The 19285-nt window shown below is 58.8% G+C and carries 19 protein-coding genes; 11 read left to right on the top strand and 8 right to left on the bottom strand.

The genetic code is table 11. The annotated features are described in order from the left end of the window. Positions 1 to 127 precede the first annotated feature (127 nt). A complete protein-coding gene (locus F1529_RS02630; RefSeq protein WP_155131924.1) occupies positions 128 to 454 on the top strand; it encodes a DUF1244 domain-containing protein in 327 nt (108 codons plus the stop codon). A 102-nt stretch (positions 455 to 556) separates the two neighbouring features. On the opposite strand, the gene F1529_RS02625 is transcribed toward F1529_RS02630, so the two are convergent. The 3 genes from F1529_RS02625 to F1529_RS02615 form a co-directional block, all read right to left on the bottom strand. Further along, positions 557 to 2461, bottom strand: coding sequence for a choice-of-anchor I family protein (locus F1529_RS02625; protein ID WP_155131921.1), 1905 nt, complete (start codon positions 2459 to 2461; stop codon positions 557 to 559). Positions 2462 to 2673: 212 nt separating this feature from the next. After that, complete coding sequence (locus F1529_RS02620) at positions 2674 to 4227, bottom strand: NAD(P)/FAD-dependent oxidoreductase (protein WP_155131918.1); 1554 nt, start codon at positions 4225 to 4227, stop codon at positions 2674 to 2676. A gap of 73 nt (positions 4228 to 4300) precedes the next feature. Beyond that, positions 4301 to 5227 (bottom strand): ferritin-like domain-containing protein, encoded by a 927-nt coding sequence (locus F1529_RS02615; protein WP_155131914.1) that lies wholly within the window; start codon positions 5225 to 5227, stop codon positions 4301 to 4303. Between the two features lie 179 nt (positions 5228 to 5406). Between F1529_RS02615 and F1529_RS02610 the strand changes: the two genes are divergently transcribed. The 3 genes from F1529_RS02610 to F1529_RS02600 all read left to right on the top strand — a co-directional run bounded on the left by F1529_RS02610 (position 5407) and on the right by F1529_RS02600 (position 7906). Continuing rightward, positions 5407 to 6027 carry a TetR/AcrR family transcriptional regulator gene (locus F1529_RS02610; RefSeq protein WP_155131911.1) on the top strand — a complete coding sequence of 207 codons (621 nt, stop codon included), beginning with the start codon at positions 5407 to 5409 and terminating at the stop codon, positions 6025 to 6027. Positions 6028 to 6081: 54 nt separating this feature from the next. After that, positions 6082 to 6570 carry a DUF4282 domain-containing protein gene (locus F1529_RS02605; protein WP_007150640.1) on the top strand — a complete coding sequence of 163 codons (489 nt, stop codon included), beginning with the start codon at positions 6082 to 6084 and terminating at the stop codon, positions 6568 to 6570. A 370-nt stretch (positions 6571 to 6940) separates the two neighbouring features. Then, positions 6941 to 7906 (top strand): nitronate monooxygenase family protein, encoded by a 966-nt coding sequence (locus tag F1529_RS02600; protein ID WP_007150945.1) that lies wholly within the window; start codon positions 6941 to 6943, stop codon positions 7904 to 7906. A gap of 163 nt (positions 7907 to 8069) precedes the next feature. Here the strand turns inward: F1529_RS02600 and F1529_RS02595 are convergent, their stop codons facing one another. Both F1529_RS02595 and F1529_RS02590 read right to left on the bottom strand, forming a co-directional pair. After that, the gene (locus F1529_RS02595) at positions 8070 to 9569 is read right to left on the bottom strand and encodes an NAD(P)/FAD-dependent oxidoreductase (RefSeq protein ID WP_155131908.1); all 1500 of its coding nucleotides are present in this window, start codon (positions 9567 to 9569) and stop codon (positions 8070 to 8072) included. 235 nt (positions 9570 to 9804) lie between these two features. Beyond that, a complete protein-coding gene (locus F1529_RS02590) occupies positions 9805 to 10203 on the bottom strand; it encodes a hypothetical protein (RefSeq protein WP_155131905.1) in 399 nt (132 codons plus the stop codon). Between the two features lie 179 nt (positions 10204 to 10382). On the opposite strand from F1529_RS02590, the gene F1529_RS02585 reads away from it, so the two are divergent. Next, a complete protein-coding gene (locus F1529_RS02585) occupies positions 10383 to 10625 on the top strand; it encodes a hypothetical protein (RefSeq protein WP_007150877.1) in 243 nt (80 codons plus the stop codon). Positions 10626 to 10641: 16 nt separating this feature from the next. Here F1529_RS02585 and F1529_RS02580 read toward each other — a convergent pair whose 3' ends face one another. The 3 genes from F1529_RS02580 to nudE all read right to left on the bottom strand — a co-directional run bounded on the left by F1529_RS02580 (position 10642) and on the right by nudE (position 13250). Then, complete coding sequence (locus F1529_RS02580; protein WP_155131902.1) at positions 10642 to 11529, bottom strand: alpha/beta hydrolase; 888 nt, start codon at positions 11527 to 11529, stop codon at positions 10642 to 10644. A gap of 178 nt (positions 11530 to 11707) precedes the next feature. Further along, positions 11708 to 12523, bottom strand: a complete 816-nt coding sequence (cysQ, locus tag F1529_RS02575) for a 3'(2'),5'-bisphosphate nucleotidase CysQ (protein ID WP_155131900.1) — start codon at positions 12521 to 12523, stop codon at positions 11708 to 11710. A gap of 178 nt (positions 12524 to 12701) precedes the next feature. Continuing rightward, complete coding sequence (gene nudE / locus F1529_RS02570; protein WP_155131897.1) at positions 12702 to 13250, bottom strand: ADP compounds hydrolase NudE; 549 nt, start codon at positions 13248 to 13250, stop codon at positions 12702 to 12704. 56 nt (positions 13251 to 13306) lie between these two features. On the opposite strand from nudE, the gene yrfG reads away from it, so the two are divergent. From yrfG to F1529_RS02540, 6 genes are all read left to right on the top strand, one after another. Continuing rightward, the gene (gene yrfG / locus F1529_RS02565) at positions 13307 to 13960 is read left to right on the top strand and encodes a GMP/IMP nucleotidase (RefSeq protein WP_155131894.1); all 654 of its coding nucleotides are present in this window, start codon (positions 13307 to 13309) and stop codon (positions 13958 to 13960) included. 21 nt (positions 13961 to 13981) lie between these two features. After that, on the top strand, positions 13982 to 14368 hold the full coding sequence (locus tag F1529_RS02560) for an RNA-binding S4 domain-containing protein (RefSeq protein WP_007149216.1): 387 nt from the start codon (positions 13982 to 13984) through the stop codon (positions 14366 to 14368). Between the two features lie 45 nt (positions 14369 to 14413). Beyond that, positions 14414 to 15268 (top strand): Hsp33 family molecular chaperone HslO, encoded by an 855-nt coding sequence (hslO, locus tag F1529_RS02555; protein ID WP_007150498.1) that lies wholly within the window; start codon positions 14414 to 14416, stop codon positions 15266 to 15268. A gap of 366 nt (positions 15269 to 15634) precedes the next feature. After that, on the top strand, positions 15635 to 17176 hold the full coding sequence (locus tag F1529_RS02550; protein ID WP_007150625.1) for a phosphoenolpyruvate carboxykinase: 1542 nt from the start codon (positions 15635 to 15637) through the stop codon (positions 17174 to 17176). Positions 17177 to 17393: 217 nt separating this feature from the next. Beyond that, a complete protein-coding gene (locus F1529_RS02545; RefSeq protein WP_155131891.1) occupies positions 17394 to 18686 on the top strand; it encodes an NAD(P)/FAD-dependent oxidoreductase in 1293 nt (430 codons plus the stop codon). Between the two features lie 122 nt (positions 18687 to 18808). Then, positions 18809 to 19222, top strand: coding sequence for a 3D domain-containing protein (locus F1529_RS02540; RefSeq protein WP_155131888.1), 414 nt, complete (start codon positions 18809 to 18811; stop codon positions 19220 to 19222). Positions 19223 to 19285: the final 63 nt, after the last annotated feature.

Raw genomic sequence — 19285 nt, 5'->3', positions numbered from 1 at the left:
GCCCATTGCTATTCAGCACACAGGCTAGCGTTAAGCGCTTTCGAATATGAACAAGCGCCGGATTCGTCCCCTGGAAGGGAACTCCTACAGCGGCTTCGAATCTGGTGACGAGCACAAGGAGAACCCCATGACCGACCTCGACCAGACCACCCGCACAGAAATGGAAGCCGCGGCGTTTCGCCGGCTGCTCCAGCATCTGGATGAAAACAAGGATGTGCAGAATATCGACCTGATGATCCTGGCGGATTTCTGCCGTAATTGTCTGGCCAAGTGGCTGATGGAAGCGGCCACCGAGCAAGGCGTGGAACTGGATTATGACGGCGCACGGGAATACGTCTACGGCATGCCCTTCGCGGAATGGAAATCGCTGTACCAGAAGCCTGCCAGCGAAGCACAGCTGGCGGCCTTTGAGGCCAGACAGGCAGCCCGTAAAGACCAGGGAACCGCTGAATAATACTCAGCCCGATTGCCTGTGGCTCCCACAGTAGAGCAGCAATGACGCAAAAAGGCGGCCCACAGAGGCCGCCTTTATTCTTTGCGATTTTATTGCTGCAGATTATTCGTTGAAGACACTCTGCACTTCATAGATGGCGGTAGAACCACTCACTTCGTTCCCCACTACCAGCAACGCCTTGCCGTTGGCTGAATCCGCTGCCGGAATGAACACCAACCCTTCCGGCCCCAGGTCGCCATACCCTTCCAGGTTGCCCGCATCCGGGTCCACATCCCAGGTTTCGCGGCTGTTCAGGTAATCCTGGTAGACCGGCGCCAGCGGGTCGGTAATGTCATACACCAGCACCCCGCCCATGCGTTCCAGCCCCAGGAACAGGAAATGCTTGTCGCCAATCTGGCCGATGGTCAGGCCTTCCGGTTCCGGCCCCTTGGCATCACTGCGGCTGTCCATGGCATCGCCTTCATCGTGGCCGGTGTTGAAGTAGTCGGCACAATCGATTGAACGGTCGGAGCCCAGCTTGCAGTCGTCGCTGGCCAGGAACTGCTCGATGGCGTCACCGCTATCAAACACCAGATCACCACTTTCATCGCGGATGGAGAAGGAACGGCCACCGTAGCTATATAGCGTGTCATACATGATGCGATCACCGGCAACCGCATCTTCTGCGCCGGCATCGTCGTACATTTTCGGGGAGCCATCCGCGTTGGTTTTATACCCCAACGTCCAGGTGATGTTCAGCCGGCCGAGAACGTCATCTTCCCGGCAATCACCGGAATCGCCCGCTTCAGCGCCGCAGTAACCGAAAATCGCCGGGTCCAGCAAGGCACCGTCGGCAAGCTCGCTCAGCTGAGGTGGCAGGTCATCACCACAGCGGCGCGCAAAACCACTGTTGTGCACCAGATGTTTCACCCGAAACTCTTCAACAAAACCCTGGCTGGCATCCGGCATACAGGCTACCGGCGGTACCGCATCTTCATCCGCCTCTTCACCCCAGTAGGCATCATTGTCCTCGCCCCAGGCGCGGGCATCACCTTCGTTGGCAGTCACCAGGTAGGTCTTGCCGTTAACGGTATAGCCATGAATCGAGTCTGGCAGATACAGCCCTACCACCCCGGCAAAGGTCTTGATGTCGATAACTTCATCGTCATCGCTGGCATCGATTCCATTACCAGCGATGCTACGATCCGTCTCACCGAGGGTAACGATGTCAGTCACTGAAGCGGTAGCGATATCAATGATAGCCAGTGCATTGTTTTCTTGCAGGGTGACCCAGGCGGTCGCGCCATCAGCGGAGACCGCAATATATTCCGGCTCCAGATCCTGGGATGCAGAGGCGTCTGGCCCATAAATTCGTACCCCCTGACTACGCAGGGCATCTTCTTCACCGTTGTAGTCAGTGAAATCCGCCGTGCTCACCACCGGGTTGGCCGGGTCACTGAAATCCACAATGCTGATGGAACCGTCCGGATCCGTCTGGTAATCATCGCTGGGCTCGCCCTCATTGGCGGTGAGCACGCGGGTTCCGTCCGGGGTAAACGCCACCATGTCTGGCTGGGCGCCCACTTCCTCACTCCCCAACAGAGTCAGGTCACTGGCCTGATACAGCGCGACAAAACCGTTATCCGTTTTCGGGTCGGCCTCAATGGCCACCGCTACCAGGCCATGGCTGGCAGCGACGCTGTTCACTTCCGCGCCCACCGCAATCCCTGCGGCACTGATCGCATCGATCTTGACCGGATTCTCAGGGTCACTCAGGTCCAGTACATCCAGCTCCCCCTGCTCCGCATTCACCACAAACAGGCGCTGGCTGGCCGCATCATAGGCCGGGATCTCGGCGGCGGAAGCATCAAAGCTGCCCGTGGAATAACGGCTCACATAGGACAACCGGATGCTGTCCGGTGTGCGCACCGCTTCATCAACAGCGGCATCAGACTCATTGCTGTCGCCACCACAGGCACTCAGCGTCGCGGCCAGAATCACGCTGGCCCCCAGATACAAATGCTTCATCGGTTTCCCCTGTTATGTGTATGTTCCCCAAACGGATTGCTCACAGGGTTTTACAGGACGAGGATGAATCCAGCACGACAGAGAAATGACTACCAAATGACAGGCCTGCAGATCACCACGGGCGACCTGGCATTGCGCGATGAAAACCATAAAAAAACGCGGCACCTGCCAGGCAGGGCCGCGTTCACCGGATGAAACCAGACTGATTCACATCAGGCGGTTTCGTAATCGTTCTCCTCGAAGTCGGCCATCTGCGCCGCGTACTGGGTGGCGAACCCGGGGTACATGGTGGCGTTGAAACCGTCTTCGGTGAGATACCAGCTCTTGCAGCCGGAATTCCAGTTGGTTTTCGCCAACCGTTTCTGCATGGCCTTGTTGTGCTTACGCTGAACGCTCTCTTTCACATCCAGCACCTTCAGGTCTTCCTGAAGAATTTTCTGCACCCCTTTCACGGCGTAATCGAGCTGGGATTCCATATACACCAGCGCAGAATTATGGCCCGGGCCGGAGTTGGGGCCAAAGGTCATGTAGAGGTTCGGATAGCCCGACACATTGATACTCTTATAGGCTTGAGCACCGCCTTGCCATTCGTCGCCCAGGACGCGCCCCTTTCGCCCCTTCACCGGGAAAGGCGTCCCCGAATGGCTGACATCGAAACCGGTAGCGAAAACAATACAATCCACCTGATGCTCAATGCCTTCCACGGTACGGATGCCCTTTTCACTGATCCGGGCAATCGGCCAGGTAATCAGCTTGGCGTTATCCTTCTGCAGCGCCGGGTAGTAATCGTTGGATACCAGCACCCGCTTGCAGCCGATGGTGAAGTCCGGCGTCAGCTGACGACGCAGCCAGCGATCTTTCACTTGCCGGCGCAAATGCAAACGCGCTACGCGTTCGGCCACGCGGGTCAGTGGCGAGTTCCAGATAACGGCCAACGCCATACTCTCATGCGTCCAGTAGAGCAGGTTGCGCATGGCTTGCTGGCTGGCCGGCAGTTTTTCGAACAGCTTCTTGTTCCACTGCGGCGTGGCAAAATCCGGGCGCGGCATGACCCAGCCCGGGGTGCGCTGGAACACTTTTACATGTTTCGCCTGTTTCACCAGCTCGGGGATGATCTGGATGCCACTGGCGCCGGTGCCGATGACCGCCACTTTCTTGTCCGCGAAATCGTAATCGTGATCCCAGCGGGCACTGTGAATCTTGTGGCCCTGGAAATCTTCGATGCCCGTAATCGCCGGGAAGCTACAATTGGACAGCGGCCCCTGGGCCATCACCGCAGCACGGCCGGCAAACTTTTCGCCTTTATCGGTGGTCGCGGTCCAGACGCCCTTCTTTTCATCGAAGGACAGGTCTTCCACGTTTTTCTCGAAACGGATGTGTGATTCCAGTTTGAACTCGGCCACCAGGTGATGGATATAACCGAGAATTTCCTCACTGCCCGAGAAGCTGCGCGACCAGTTGGGATTGGGCGCAAACGAATAGGAATACAGATTGGAAGGAATATCACAGGCTGCGCCCGGGTATTGATTATCGCGCCAGGTGCCACCCACAGCGTTGGCACGCTCCAGGATCACAAAGTTGTCAATACCGGCCTGCTTGAGACGAATGGCCATCCCCAGGCCGGCAAACCCTGCGCCCACAATCAACACCGATACCGGTTTTACCGCCGGTACTTTTTTTGCCGCAGGGCGCTTGCCCGTGGCGGAGCGTTTACGGGGGGCCGCCTTGCGAACGGCCTTTTTCGGAGAGGCAGAGGAGGTAGTCATAACAGGATCTCTTCAACAATCAGGAAAGCCTCGCCATGCGCACCGCACGCATGGCGAGCCAGCATTGGCCGCATCAGGCAGTGGGCTGATAGGTCAGCTCTTTCACCCAGGAAGGCACCGCCGGCAGTGCCCGGCGCGGAATCAGGCCGGTCAGTTTGACCATGCCATCGACCGGCATGTGATAGGCGCGGTTATTGCGATCCACCACGAATTTGGCATGCTGGCGAATCACCTGGAACCAGGGGTTGCGGCGGCCGTCTTCCGTACGCCCACCAATTTTTTCGAACTTGGCCATAGCGGCATACAGCCGCTCTTCCGGCAGTCCCATGGTGATGATGTTGTCGCGCATCTTGTTCAGCAATGGCACATAGGAAGCAATACCCAGCATCAGGCGTGGGTCGAGCAACGGCGCCAGCATTTTGGCGGCACCAATAAAGGTTTTTCCGCGACCCTGCATTTCCATCACGCTGAAGCCCACCCCCAGATGCCGTGACTCATCGTCGTTGATTTTTTCAAAGGCCTGGTGGCAAACCGGATCTTTCACCGTCTCAAGAAGGAAGGTGCACAAGGCACCGTCAAGAGCGATCTCCAGCATCGGCACCACCGTACCCAACACATAAACCGGCATTTCGTCGCTGTAACGGTCCAGCCATTCGATCACCAGCCGCAGGTTGATGTTGGGCTCCGGAATCTCATCCCCTTCCAGCATGCCCCAGCGTTTCATCAGCGCCATTTCCGCATTGGCGTGGCGCTGCTCTTCCGCGTGAAAGTAGGTATAAATTTCACGCAGGGTGTCGGTGGGGGCTTTCTTGGCCATGGCAGCAAAAGCGCGGGCGCCAACGTGCTCAATCCACATCAGGTCGGCCATGAAGTCTTTCAGCTTGGGCCACTGCTCTTCGGTAATCAGTTCCGCGCCAGGGGCGTCCCAATCGATATCTGAAAGGGCCCACTGGGTGGACTTGATCTTAGCCAGCATTTTGTCCAGATCGATAGAAGCCATGATGCTCTCCTGTTATCGCGATACGATATTTCAGCCGGTTTAACGTCTATTCGGTGCGGCAGCACAGCTGACCGCAATCCAGCGCCCTGGGGTGCTGCTGCATGCTCAAGGCTTTACTGTTACATTGCTCGGTGTAACAATAAATCGAATGCTTGTTCGGATTCAATTCGGAAACAGATATGGCACGCAAACCCAAACAACAGCGCTCCAAGGCCACCGTCGACGCCATCGTCGAGGCCGCCCTGATTGCCATTGCCCGGCAAGGCCCTTCGGCCACCACCGCCCGCCAGGTGGCGGATATTGCCGGCATCGGCGTGGGCTCGCTGTATGAATACTTCGAAGACAAGGACGCCATTTTCAATGCCGCCGGCGCCCGCTTTGTGGACGACACCGTGGCCATGATCAAGCCACTGATTCCAGAGCTGGTGCGGATGAACATCCGCGATGCGGTGAGCAAGCTGCTGTTCACCTTTCGGGATTTCCTCGAAGAGAACAACCAGATTTATCTGAAATGTGCCCGGCACGCCTTCAGTCAGGACATGGTGACGCACCAGGAGCCCATCAATCGGGCCTTGATGGACCTGTTTACTCAATACCTGATGCATCACCCGGAGCTGCTGCGGATGCCCAATATTCCGGCGGTGGCCTATTTCTATATCAACGGTGGCATTTTCACCGTGATCCGCCATCTCTCCGAAGAAAAACCGACCCAGAGCTTTGAGGAGCTCACCATGGTCTTCGGGGATTTTCTCGCCAGTTATGCGGAGCACAAACTGGGGGCCAGCAACGCCACGCAATAGCACCCAGAGCCCCGAAGCCGAACACCACAACCAACAATAAAACCAGGAGGCACCATGCAGACGCCCAACCCGGAAACGCCACCCTCTGGAACATCGCGCATTCCCAACCTGGCAGACTGGCGCTTCAACCGCTATCTGACCATGCAGCTGATGCCGCTGTTCTATCTGCTGCTGATTGTCGGCGCACTGGTCGTGGTGGTCAGTGTGGTCGGCCTGTGCTTCTGGTTCTCCACGCTGGCGGGCATCATCGCCACCGCCATCGCCCCGCTGGCACTGCTGGTGATCGTGGCGGTGATCCGCGCAGCACTGGAATACATGATCATGGCGCACCGCATCATGCGCATCATCGAACGCATGGATGCCCTGCCCGGGCAGGTGGCGGACTTGTCCGTGCGCGTCGATGGCATTACCGACCATGTGGATCTGCTCAATGATCACGTCAACGACATCCATGAAACCCTGATGCACGTGCGCCCCTTTTTGCGTTCGGCCGGCCTGCCCAGCCGCCTGCTGAATGCCTTCCGGGGCCACCCGGACAAGTAAGGTTTATCGCGAATAAACCTTACTTTGCCAAACGCCCGACGCCGGATGCCTGACGTAAAACCCCATAGCCTGAAAGACTGCCGCTATTGCGGTCTCTCCTGCTGAGGGATATTCAGGGAATAATCGGGTAAGGCCTTGTGCGCAAAGAGCATGGCGGCCAGGATTTTCAGGTTTTGAATCCCCGCATCTGCCGTCGGGCATTCGGCTTCCAGCGGTGGTCAGGGCTGGCAAGCCTGTGCAGCACGTCCATATTCGCGCCCTGATTGTCGTTCTCGGTGCTGACATCGCCGCAGCTATATCGCACTATTGTGCCCCTGAAAGCGCCCCGCCTTTTCCCGGTGGCGCTCACCGTGAGAGTTGAGGAGTTCCCATGGCCCTACCTGCCTCCCTGCAAAACAGCCTGCAGCTGCCCGTTGTGGCATCGCCCATGTTCATTGTTTCCAACCCGGATCTGGTCATTGCCCAGTGCAAAGCCGGCATTGTTGGCTCTTTTCCTGCGCTGAATGCCCGCCCTGCGGAAGAACTGGAAGTGTGGCTCAAGCGCATTACCGAAGAGCTGGATGCCTGGAACCAGGCCAACCCTGACAAGCCTGCCGCCCCCTTCGCGGTCAACCAGATTGTGCACAAGTCCAATAACCGGCTGGAGCACGACCTGGAAATGTGCGTGAAGTACAAGGTGCCCATCGTGATCACTTCCCTGGGGGCCCGGGTGGATGTGAACGAAGCCATCCACAGCTATGGCGGCCTGGTGTTTCACGACATCATCAATAACTTCTTCGCCAAAAAAGCCATCGAGAAAGGTGCCGATGGCCTGATCGCCGTGGCTTCAGGCGCGGGCGGGCATGCCGGCACCCTGTCGCCACTGGCGCTGGTGCAGGAAATCCGTGAATGGTTCGACGGCCCGCTGCTGCTGTCCGGCGCCATCGCCACTGGCGATTCAGTGCTGGCCGCCCAGGCCATGGGCGCCGACCTGGGCTACATCGGCTCCGCCTTCATCGCTACCGATGAAGCCAATGCCGACGAACGCTATAAACAGTCCATCGTGGACGGCAGCGCCAACGACATTATCTATTCCAACCTGTTCACCGGCGTCCATGGCAACTACCTGCGCAATTCCATTGAAGCGGCAGGACTGGACCCGGAAAACCTGCCGGAAAGCGATCCGTCCAAAATGGATTTCGGTGATGGCAGCTCCAAAGCCTGGAAGGACATCTGGGGCAGCGGCCAGGGCATCGGTGCGGTGAAGAAGATCGGCCCGGCTGCCGATCTGATCGCGCGCCTGAAGCAAGAATACTCCGCCGCCCGCCAGCGCATGGAAGCACTGCCCTGGAAGTGAGCGTGACGCTGAAAGAGAAAATAAAAAGGCCGCACCCTTTCCCGGGTGCGGCCTTTTTATTGATCAGTGCGGGGTAGTTGCCCGGTCGGGCGCCTGCACTTAATCTCGCTCTTCTTTTTAACTTTTAACTTTTAACTTTTAACTTTTAACTTTTAACTTTTATTCAGGATCCCAGCAGCGACGCCACCAGCCCTTTCTTTTTCACCGGCTGATAGTTATCGAACTCCAGAACCCCGTCATCAATAGCGCCAAAACGCAGCTTGGGCATATCAACCATGTAATTCTGCACCACCATCCACGGCTGCTTGGAGCCCTGACGAGGCAGGCGGTCATTGGCCCGCTGGATGTAACCGGACTGCATGCCGAGGAAGTTTTCGTCGGTGATGCAGTTATCCTTGTCACGGGGAATCACGGTCTGGGCACCGGTCTTTTCCATATGATTGAGCAAGCGACACACGTACTCGCACACCAGGTCCGCTTTCAGGGTCCAGGATGAGTTGGTGTAACCGAAGACCAGCGCCATGTTAGGCACATCGCGCAGCATCATGCCCTTGTAAACCAGCGACTCACGGGGCTCCACCGTCTTGCCGTCAACGGTACCTTCTACTCCACCCAGCATCTGAATATTCAGGCCCGTGGCGGTAATAATGATATCGGCTTCCAGCTCTTTGCCGGATTTAAGCAGAATCCCGGTTTCGGTAAACCGCTCGATGTGATCGGTCACCACCTCGGCCTCACCACGCCGCAAGGTCTTGAACAAGTCACCGTTGGGCACCGCACACAAACGCTCGTCCCACGGATTGTAGCTGGGGCGGAAATGCGTCATGTCCACATCATCACCCAGCTGACGCTTGGCCGCTGCCAACAAGGCTCGGCGCACCAGCTTGGGACGCTGCTTGGATAACTTGTACACCATACGCTGAAGCCCGATATTGCGCGCACGGGCCAAGCGATACACAGCCATTTCCGGCAGGAAACGGCGCATGCCCACCGAGATCGGGTCCACTTCCGGCACCGTGGCGATATAGGTTGGCGAACGCTGCAACATGGTGACCTGGGCGCCTTCTTTGGCCATGGCCGGCACCAGGGTGACGGCAGTAGCGCCGGAACCGATCACCACCACTTTCTTGCCTTTGTAATCCAGGTTTTCCGGCCAGTGCTGCGGATGAATCACCTGGCCCTTGAAGTCTTTCTCGCCGGGGAAATCCGGTTTGTAGCCTTCGTCGTAGTTATAGTAACCGCTACAGGAGAACAGGAAGTTGGCGGTAAAGGTTTCCTGCTCGCCGGTCTTCTCGTTGGTGGTTTCCACCGCCCAGTGATTGTCAGCGCTGGACCAGTTCGCCTTGATCACCTTGCGACCAAAACGGATATGTTTTTTAACGTCATACTCTTCCGCGGTCTCTTCCACGTACTGGCGAATCGAGTTGCCATCGGCCAATACCTTGGGCTCGGTCCAGGGGCGAAAGCTGTAGCCCAGAGTAAACATGTCGGAATCAGAACGAATGCCCGGGTACTTGAACAGATCCCAGGTGCCGCCGATGCGTTCGCGACGCTCCAGGATAGCGTAGGTGCGATTCGGCGCCTTGCGGGTTAAATGGCAAGCGGCACCAATACCGGAAAGGCCGGCGCCAACAATCAGTACATCAACGTGTTTATTGGACATATTCTTTACCTCCAGCCGCTCGGGCTGCCTGATCCTCGCAGTGCAAACATTGACATTGGCCAATGGCACGTTTCAATGGCTGACAGAATAGCCGTACTGGAGGGTATGAGAAAAGGCCAAAACGGGCCGTTAATTGACTTTGGAGCCCGGGAAAAGTGCCGCTACGGACGAAGGCGAGGCGCAACCGGCATGAACACTGGCGTTGATCGACAACCCGGAGGGGCAATATTTCCGGTCAGTAGCGCCCGGCGTTCTGCTCCAGGCAGTCCTGCTTGAAAGCCTGAATCATGTAACTCTGGGTCCGGCGCTGGGTAGCATACTCCGGGTAAGCCCACAGCCGCCGGTCGTTCTCCACCCGGCGCGGCTGGTAACTGATGCCTTTACTGCGCAATAACTTGTCCGTGAGCGCATCACGCTGGTCACTGCCCAGGTTGGCAGCCAACTGGCGAACACAAGACTCATAACCGGCAATCAGGGCGAACTGCTCGGCCGAGTAGTTGAAATCGCCGGCACGCACCGTGACCACCAGGCTCAGCAACAATGCCACCCGCCCCAGCCAGCAGACCACTCCACTGCGGCCCTGCTGTCCCATCGGCTGGCCAGGCTCATTTATCTGCATATCAACGCTACTCATTGATTTTCATAGAGATCTGGCACGTTAGAACCAATGTCAAAGTGCCATTATCTTTTTGTGATCTTTAACACACTGGTTACATAACCGGCTGTGCATACTCCCACCTGACCTCGGGGGAGGTCACCCCGGGCACCGGCCAATACGGTCCCGCCAATGACAATAACGAAACGGGTACTGGCATGTTCAATTTAGAAAACCTGTGGCATACCGCCGGATCGCACCCCTGGCTCTGGATTCCCCTTTCCTGCGCAGCGCTGATCAGCCTGGTGCTGTGGAGCGGGCGCATTCGGCAACCCAGCGCCATTAACCTGCTGGCCATTGGCCTGGTACTGCCTGCCATCAACCTGAGCCTGGTGGCGACCAGCGCGGTGATGGTGTCCAACCAGCTGTCGCTGGACCTGGCGACCCTTCTGCCTTTCTAGGCATCATTAAGCGACCCTAGCTCTCCAGGTCCCGCAAAAACGCCAGTTGATCCGCCAGGCTGATCTCCCGGGCCTCGCCCTGATAGATATCAAAATGGCCCACCGGGTAGCGCTTCACGCTGGGCCTTGCCATGGCCGCGGCCGCTTTTTCTGCGGCGCTGGCCGGCGCCACGGTATCGGTCTCACAAATCAGGATCAGCGCCGGGCAGGTTACCTTGCTGGCCTGGGTCACAGGCCGGAATAGCGGCAACGCCAGGGCAATTCGCCCCGCGACTTCATTGGGCACATGCGCCGGCATCAGCGCGGTATAACCGTCATAGGCGTCGTGACTGGACATGGCGGCCAGCTCACCGGGCCGCCCTGCCGAAGGCAGCATTTTGGGCCCCAGCCCCAGCGCACTGCTGCCCACATCCCACAGGCCGATGCCGGTCATTTTCAGCGCCTGCCCGATGCCCGCATAACGGATCACCTCCATTACCGACGCCATGCCGTCCATCATCGGGCACTGGGCAATAATGCCGGCCACCGGCTCCCGGGTCGCCACGGCAGTCACCAGGCCACCACCAAAAGACGTCCCCCACAGCACGATGCGTTGGTTATCCACTTCCTCAAGCTTGCGCACACAGCCCAGCGCCGCTTGCCAGTCCGCCACTTCCCGGTGGGGCAACAACACCTGACGCGGCATCCCTTCACTTTCACCAAAGTGACGGTAGTCGAACAGGAACACCGCGTAACCGGCCTCGACAAAAGCGTCGCGAAACGGCGCCAACCCGCATTCCTTGGTGAGGCCAAACCCGTGCCCCATGACCACCGTCAGGAAAGGGCCTTTCCCCTCGGGCAGATACAGATCCCCCCGGCAGGATTGCCCCTCACTGACGAAACGTAATTCACGCATTGCGCTCATGGAAACTCCTTGTCTGGTATAGCTGACGCCTGACGCCAATCATAAAACCGCAGGGTGGAAAATGCCGATCAGGCCCCCCCCTTTTTTGACTGCATTGCAATGCAGCATGCGTTTGTGACGTGGCTGCACCCCTGTCTTCAGGTTCTACTCTTTAGCGTCATGCTTCATGCATCTGGCTTCAAGCGTTCAACGCCGGGGCGATAAAACGCCATTCTTCAATGCTCTGCCCCAGCACCAGGAAGTGCGGGTTGAGAATATCTTCCTTATTGTACTGCAACGGCTCGAAGGCGGTGTTCACCACCACCCCGCCTGCAGCCGTCACCACCGCGTGGGCGGCGGCGGTATCCCACTCGCTGGTGGGTGCCAGGCGCGGGTAAATGTCCGCGCTGCCTTCCGCCACCAGGCACAGCTTCAGTGACGACCCCATGGAGGCGCGCTCCACCTCGCCCACTTCGTCACGGATAAAGGCTTCCAGCTTTTCCACCGCCTCGCCACCATGGCTACGGCTGGCGACCATCACCACCGGCGTGGTGCGGGCACGGCATTGAATCGCCTGGCGCTCACCGTTGTGCTCTTTAAAGGCACCCACACCCTGGCCACCCAGGTAGGTCACTGCCGTTACCGGCACATGCACCACGCCCAGCACCGGGGTCTCGCCTTCCACCAGCGCGATGTTGACGGTGAACTCACCATTACGCTTGATAAATTCCTTGGTGCCATCCAGCGGGTCCACCAGCCAGAAACGCGGCCAGTCCTTGCGATCCGCATAGGCAATGCCGCCGGATTCTTCGGAAAACACCGGAATCTCCGGGGTCAGCGCCTGCAGGCGGGCCTCAATGATCTTGTGCGCCGCCATATCCGCCTCGGTAATGGGCGACTTGTCATCCTTGGTTTCTACCCCCAGATCATCACGCTCATAGACAGCCAGAATGGCGTCCCCCGCTTCACGGGCAATCTCGGCAAGCGGTTCCAGCAGGGTATTAAAGTCGGTCATTTACAGATTTCCTATCGTTCAACATTGGTATTTGTAGGCGCCAGCCTGCTGACAATCATGCGAGATACGAGTAACGAGTCGCGAAAGGCAAAACCGGTTTTCGAAACTCGTTACTCGTACCTCGTCACTCTTTCGCTTGCAGGCAAACTCCAACGGCAGGTATTAGATAACGCCAGGATCAAGCCCGCTGCTCCAGCAACCGTTTGGTCATTAATAACGCTGCGATCACCCGCGCCTCGGTCACATCGTCACGTTCGATCAAACGATCCAGCTCTGACAGTTTCCAGGGCACCACGTCCAGTTCCTCCGGCTCATCGCCGGGCAGGGATTCTTCGTACAGGTCTTCCGCCAGCACCACCTTGATGCGGTGCCCCATATAACCGGGGGACAGGGTCATCTCTTTCATCAGACTCAGCTGTCGCGCGCCATAACCGGCCTCTTCCTTTAACTCCCGGTTGGCCGCATCACGCCAGTCTTCACCGTGTTCGTAAGCCCCCTTGGGCAGGGTCAACTCATAACTCTCGGTGCCAGCGCCATATTCCCGGATCATCACCACGGTGTCGTCATCCAGCAGGGGCACCATCATCACCCCCGCGATCGGCGGGGTGCGCAAACGCTCGTAGGTGCGCTCAACACCGTTGGTGAAGCGCAGGTGAAGCTCTTCGATCCCGAACAGCCGGCTCTTTGCTATCAGCCGGGTGTCGAGAATCTCCGGTTTCTCATCCATAATTACCTCTGAGCCTACTAACCGAGGCAAGACTAACCCGAACACGCAGGAAATTCATGATTGACTGGCAATCCGTCGACACCGTGCTGCTGGATATGGACGGCACCCTGCTGGACCTGCAATTCGACAACTGGTTCTGGCAACAACACGTGCCCGACTGCTACGCCCGGGAAAAGGGGCTGGAGCAGACCGAGGCCAACCGCATTATCCACGACTGGATCACCAGCCACCAAGGCACCCTGAACTGGTACTGCCTGGATTTCTGGACCGCCGAGCTGGGTCTGGAAATTGCCGGCTTGAAAAGAGCCGCTGGCGACCGCATCTCCGTGCGGCCGGGAGCAGAAGCCTTTCTGCAAAAGCTTCAGGCCTCGGACAAGCAAGTGATCATGGTCACCAATGCCCACCGCGATGCACTGCACTTAAAGCTCGAACGCACCGGCATTGACCAGTATTTCGACGAGCTGGTGTCCAGTCACGACTACGGCCACCCCAAGGAAGCCCAGGCGTTCTGGCAGCACCTGCAGCGGCACCTGCCCTTTGAGCCGGGCCGCGCACTGCTGGTGGACGACTCCCTGCCGGTATTGCACAGCGCCCGGCAATACGGCATTGGCCAGCCGGTGAGTATTCTGCACCCGGATTCCAGCCTGCCCAAACGGCTTGATACGGACCCGTTTCCGGCCATTGATGACTTCCTGGCCGTGCTGCCCTGACGGCCAGGTGTGGGGAAACCGATGGAAAGCGTACGCATAGATTCCTGGCTCTGGGCCGCCCGGTTCTTCAAGACCCGCACCCTGGCCAAAACCGCCGTGGAAGGCGGCAAGATCCATATCGATGGCAGCCGCACCAAGCCCAGCAAGGCGGTGCAGCCCGGCCAGACAGTGACCATTACCAAGGGCACCGAACATTTCGAGGTCATCGTCCGCGATCTGAGCAGCAAGCGCGGCCCGGCCAAGGTGGCCCAGACGCTCTATGAAGAAACCCCGGAAAGCGTGGCCAAACGGGAGATGAACAGCGAGCAGCGAAAACTGGCCCGGGCCGCCACCGCCGCTCCGGACCACAAACCCAGTAAAAAGGAACGCCGGGATATCCAGCGCTTCAAACGAGACAATCTGGAATAACGATTTTCACGGTGGCGTCACCGCGATCAACCTCAGGACATCATCATGCAAGACCACAAGCAGCGCTTCCTTTTCCCCGACTCCGACATTCGTGGCGAACTGGTACAGGTAGAAAGCAGCGTCAGCCGTATCCTTGAAGGCCACAGCTACCCGCTGCCCGTACAGGGGCTGATCGGCGAGGCGGTCGCGGCGGTGGCCCTGCTGGCCAGCACCCTCAAGTTCAAGGGCCGGCTGGCCCTGCAGGCCCAGGGCAAAGGCCCGGTATCGCTGCTATTGGCCGAATGCAGCCACGACGGTGAGCTGCGCGCACTGGCCCGCCACAGCGACGGCCAGGACTGGAGCCATGGCGACATTCAGACACTGATCGGCGAAGGCACCATGGTGATCACCATCACCCCGGATCAGGGCCGCCAGTACCAGGGCATCGTCCCGCTCAGCGGCGACACCCTGGCAGAATGTCTGCAAGGCTATTTCCAGCAATCCGAACAGCTGCCGACCTCCCTGTGGCTGGCCAGCGGCAACAACCGCGCGGCGGGCCTGCTGCTGCAACGCCTGCCCAACCAGCTTGCCACCACCGACGGCAACAACCAGATGTGGGAACACCTGGATGCACTGGCCAGCACCCTGCAAATGGAAGAACTGCTGAACCTGGATGACCAGACCATCCTCCACCGGCTGTTCCACGACACCCCGCCCCAGCTACCGGACGCCCAGCCGCTGCAATTCGGCTGCACCTGCTCCCGGGACCGTAACCGCAATGCACTAATTTCCCTGGGCAATCAGGAGCTGCAGCAATTACTGGACGAAGACGGCGAAGTGACCCTGACCTGCGATTTCTGCCGTCACCAGGAGCATTTTGACGCGGTGGACCTGGCGGAGATGATCCGGGAAGGCAATTAATAGTTAATAACTCGCGGTTTTGCTCTGTCTGACTTGGAACGCAAGAGGCCGCGCCCATAGCCTGGGTGCGGCCTCTTGCGTTCCGAGACAAGGCCTAGCGGCCCCGCGCAACTATTCACTATTCATTATTAACTATTAATTGCCTCTGGCGCCGTGACCGCATGGTCCGATGGGGAATCGCCACTGATTCTCTTTTCTGGCATAATCGCGCGCCTGTGCTGATCAGTGGCGCCACTACTGGTCCCTTATTGGTCTTGTCCGGTCTCTGTCCGGGCACGAGACCGGCACTGTGTATCCGCAATGCGAACTTGAAGGTTGCACGGCCATACCCGCTGTAACCGCACGGCCACAAGCCCAGGAATAACCATGACCGATCCGATTGTTTATAACGACCTCAGCCCGGCCCAGCTGGTAGAGCTGGCTGTTCAGCGCAACGAAGGCCGCCTGGCCGATAACGGCGCCCTGGTAGTGGAAACCGGCCACCGTACCGGTCGCTCGCCCATGGACCGTTACATTGTTGACGAGCCGAGCACCAGCGAGCACATCCATTGGGGCGCCATTAACCGCCCCATCGACAGCGACAAATTTGACGCCCTGTGGGACCGCGTTACCGCGGCCGTTGCCGAAAGCGACGCCTTTATTTCCCACCTGCATGTCGGCGCCGACACTGATCACTACCTGGCCGTGAAAGTGACCGCGCAAACCGCGTGGCACAACCTGTTCGCCAACACCATGTTCATCCGCCCGGAGAAGTACAACCCGCGCAGCAAGGAAGAATGGCAGATCCTCCACGCCCCGCACTTCCAGTGCGACCCGGAGCGTGACGGCACCAACTCCGACGGCTGCGTGATCCTCAACTTCGCCCAGCGCAAGATTCTGATTGCCGGCATGCGCTACGCCGGTGAAATGAAGAAAGCCATGTTCTCCGTGCAGAACTTCCTGCTGCCGGAAAAAGACGTGCTGCCCATGCACTGCTCCGCCAACGTGGGCGAAGACGGTGATGTGGCCCTGTTCTTCGGCCTGTCCGGCACCGGTAAAACCACCCTGTCCGCCGACCCGAACCGTTACCTGATCGGTGATGACGAGCACGGCTGGGGCAAGGATGTGGTCTTCAATATCGAAGGCGGCTGCTACGCCAAGTGCATCGACCTGAGCCAGAAAAACGAGCCGGTCATCTGGGACGCCATCAAGTTCGGCGCGGTACTGGAAAACGTCATCATCGACGACAACCGCACCGCCGACTACGCCGATGTGTCTCTCACCCAGAACACCCGCGCCGCCTACCCGCTGGAAAACATCGACAAGAAAGTCGACGAAAACCGTGCCGGCGAGCCCAAGCACATTATCTTCCTGACCTGCGACCTGACCGGCGTTCTGCCTCCGGTGTCCAAGCTGTCCAAGGAAGCGGCGGCGTACCACTTCCTGAGCGGCTACACCGCCCTGGTGGGTTCCACCGAAATGGGTTCCGGTGGCGGCATCAAGAGCACCTTCTCCACCTGCTTCGGCGCGCCCTTCTTCCCCCGTCGTGCCGGCGAGTACGCCGAGCTGCTGATCAAGCGCATGGAAGAATTCGGCTCCACCGTTTACCTGGTGAACACCGGCTGGACCGGTGGCCCCTTCGGTGAAGGCGAGCGTTTCAGCATTCCCACCACCCGTGGCGTGGTCAACGCGATCCTGTCCGGCGAACTGGACAATGCGGAAACCGAGCACCTGGACATCATCAACCTGGATGTGCCGAAAACCGTTTCCGGTGTGGACAGCAACCTGCTGCAGCCCAAGAAAACCTGGGCCAACCCGGAAAACTACGAAGCACGTGCCCGCGACCTGGCAGAGCAGTTCCAGAAGAACTTCGCTGACAAGTACGCCGATGTGTCCGATGAGATCCGCGCTGCCGGCCCCAAAGCGTAACTGACGCAGCACGCTTCACGCTGCAGGCAACACGCAGAAGGCGCCTCCAAGGCGCCTTCGTTGTTTGTAGGCACGCAGACGCACCTCTCACGCAAAAAAAGCATCGACGCCAGACCGTAAGTACAGCTCTTCCCCCCCAACAAGTCGTAATACCATGCGACAATTGGACATGACATGTCCAAAGGCTAGACTTGCCGTCTTAGATAAAGGACTTCTCATGAGCAAACCCAGAATTGTTGTTGTCGGCGGTGGTGCCGGTGGTCTTCCGCTGGTCACCAAACTCGGCGCCAAGCTCGGCAAATATGGCAATGCCGATATCACCCTGGTGGATTCATCCAACATCCACGTCTGGAAACCCCGCTTTCATGAAGTCGCCACCGGCGCCATCGATGCGGACCTGGATGCGGTGGATTACCGCGCCCACGCCCAGCTCAACCATTACCGGTTTGAACCCGGCACCCTGACCCAGGTGGATACCGCCGGGCAGACGCTGACCCTGGCGCCCCTGCACGATGCCCATGGCAGCGAAGTCCTCCCGGAGCGCAAGCTGAGTTACGACTATCTGGTGCTGGCCACCGGCAGCCAGAGTAACGATTTCGGCACCCCCGGGGTACGCGACAATTGCCTGTTCATGGACAGCCGCGCCCAGGCAGAACGCTTCCGTGAGCGTTTCCTCAATGCCTGCCTGCACGCCAACCATGAAAGTAAACCGGTCTCCGTGGCCATCGTAGGTGGCGGCGCCACCGGGGTTGAGTTGGCAGCGGAACTGCACCACGCCGTCAGCATGCTCAATTTTTATGGCCACGAACATCTGGACCGCAAACACCTGCAGGTGGATATCATTGAAGCGGCGCCGCGTATTCTGCCGGTACTCAGTGAGCGGGTCTCCGCCACCGCCACCAAACGCCTGGAAGGGCTGGGGGTGAAAGTGCGCACCGGCGTCATGGTGGCCGAGGCCACCCCCGAGGCGCTGGTCCCCAAAGACGGTGATCCCATCAAGGCCGACCTGCTGGTCTGGGCCGCCGGGGTGAAATGCCCGGAATGGCTGAGCCAGATTAATGGTCTGACCACCAACCGTATCAACCAGGTGGAAGTGGAGCCGACCCTGCAGGCGAAAGGCCAGAAGAACATCTTCATCATCGGTGATGCGGCCTTCCTGATCCCGGAAGGCGCGGAACGTCCGATCCCGCCGCGAGCCCAGTCCGCCCAGCAGATGGCCCAGCACACCGCCCGCAGCCTGCAACGGCTGCTGATGAATCGCGATCCGAAACCCTTCGAATACAAGGACCACGGCTCGCTGGTGTCGCTGTCCAACTACAGCTCGGTGGGCATGCTGATGGGCAACCTGAAAGGCGGCAACTTCTTTGTGGAAGGCTGGCTCGCCCGGATGATGTACATCAGCCTGTACCGTATGCACCAAGCCGCGCTCTACGGCTGGCCGCGCACGATCATGCTGCTCATCGCCGGTCGCTTCAACAAGCTGGTACGCCCGCGACTGAAACTGCACTGACCCTGACAGCTTCCTGAGCACACAGCAGGCCCGGGGCGTTTCGGCACCCCGGGCTTTTCTTTGATGGCATCTTCACACCCTCCCTGCCAGTGTGGTTCTTATCACACAACACAGGGGGAACCATGCACGACGTATTGCCACGCACCTTGCAACTCGGCCAATGGATCACCGGCCTGACGTTGATCCTGGCCATCACCGGCTGTGACAACACCACCGAAGTCAGCCGTGAAGTCAGCGCCTCTGCGTACACCCTCTCCGAAGCAGAAACCAAGAAAGGTAACGTGGGCCTGGCCGCCTGGGGCGACCAGCTGGAGCCCGGCATGAAAGCCATTGCCGTATCCCGCGACCTGATCAAGGCGGGACTCACCCACCAGACCGAAGTCCGCATTGACGGCTTGCCCGGCACCTATCAGGTGCTCGACAAGATGAACAAGCGCTGGACCGATCACATCGACATCCTGATGGAAGACCGGCAGACAGCACGGGAATGGGGCCGACAGCCAGTCACCATTCGCTGGGATGTGCCCGCGGAATAAGCCATCAGCATTCGCCTCTCCCGGCGGCAGTCGCTACACTGCCAGCAGGACACTGACGCCGGG

The sequence above is a fragment of the Alcanivorax sp. VBW004 genome (assembly GCF_009718865.1).
Classification (GTDB): Bacteria; Pseudomonadota; Gammaproteobacteria; order Pseudomonadales; family Alcanivoracaceae; genus Alcanivorax.
Note: the sequence above shows the minus strand (reverse complement) of the source record. Positions and strands in the feature narration are given on the sequence as shown.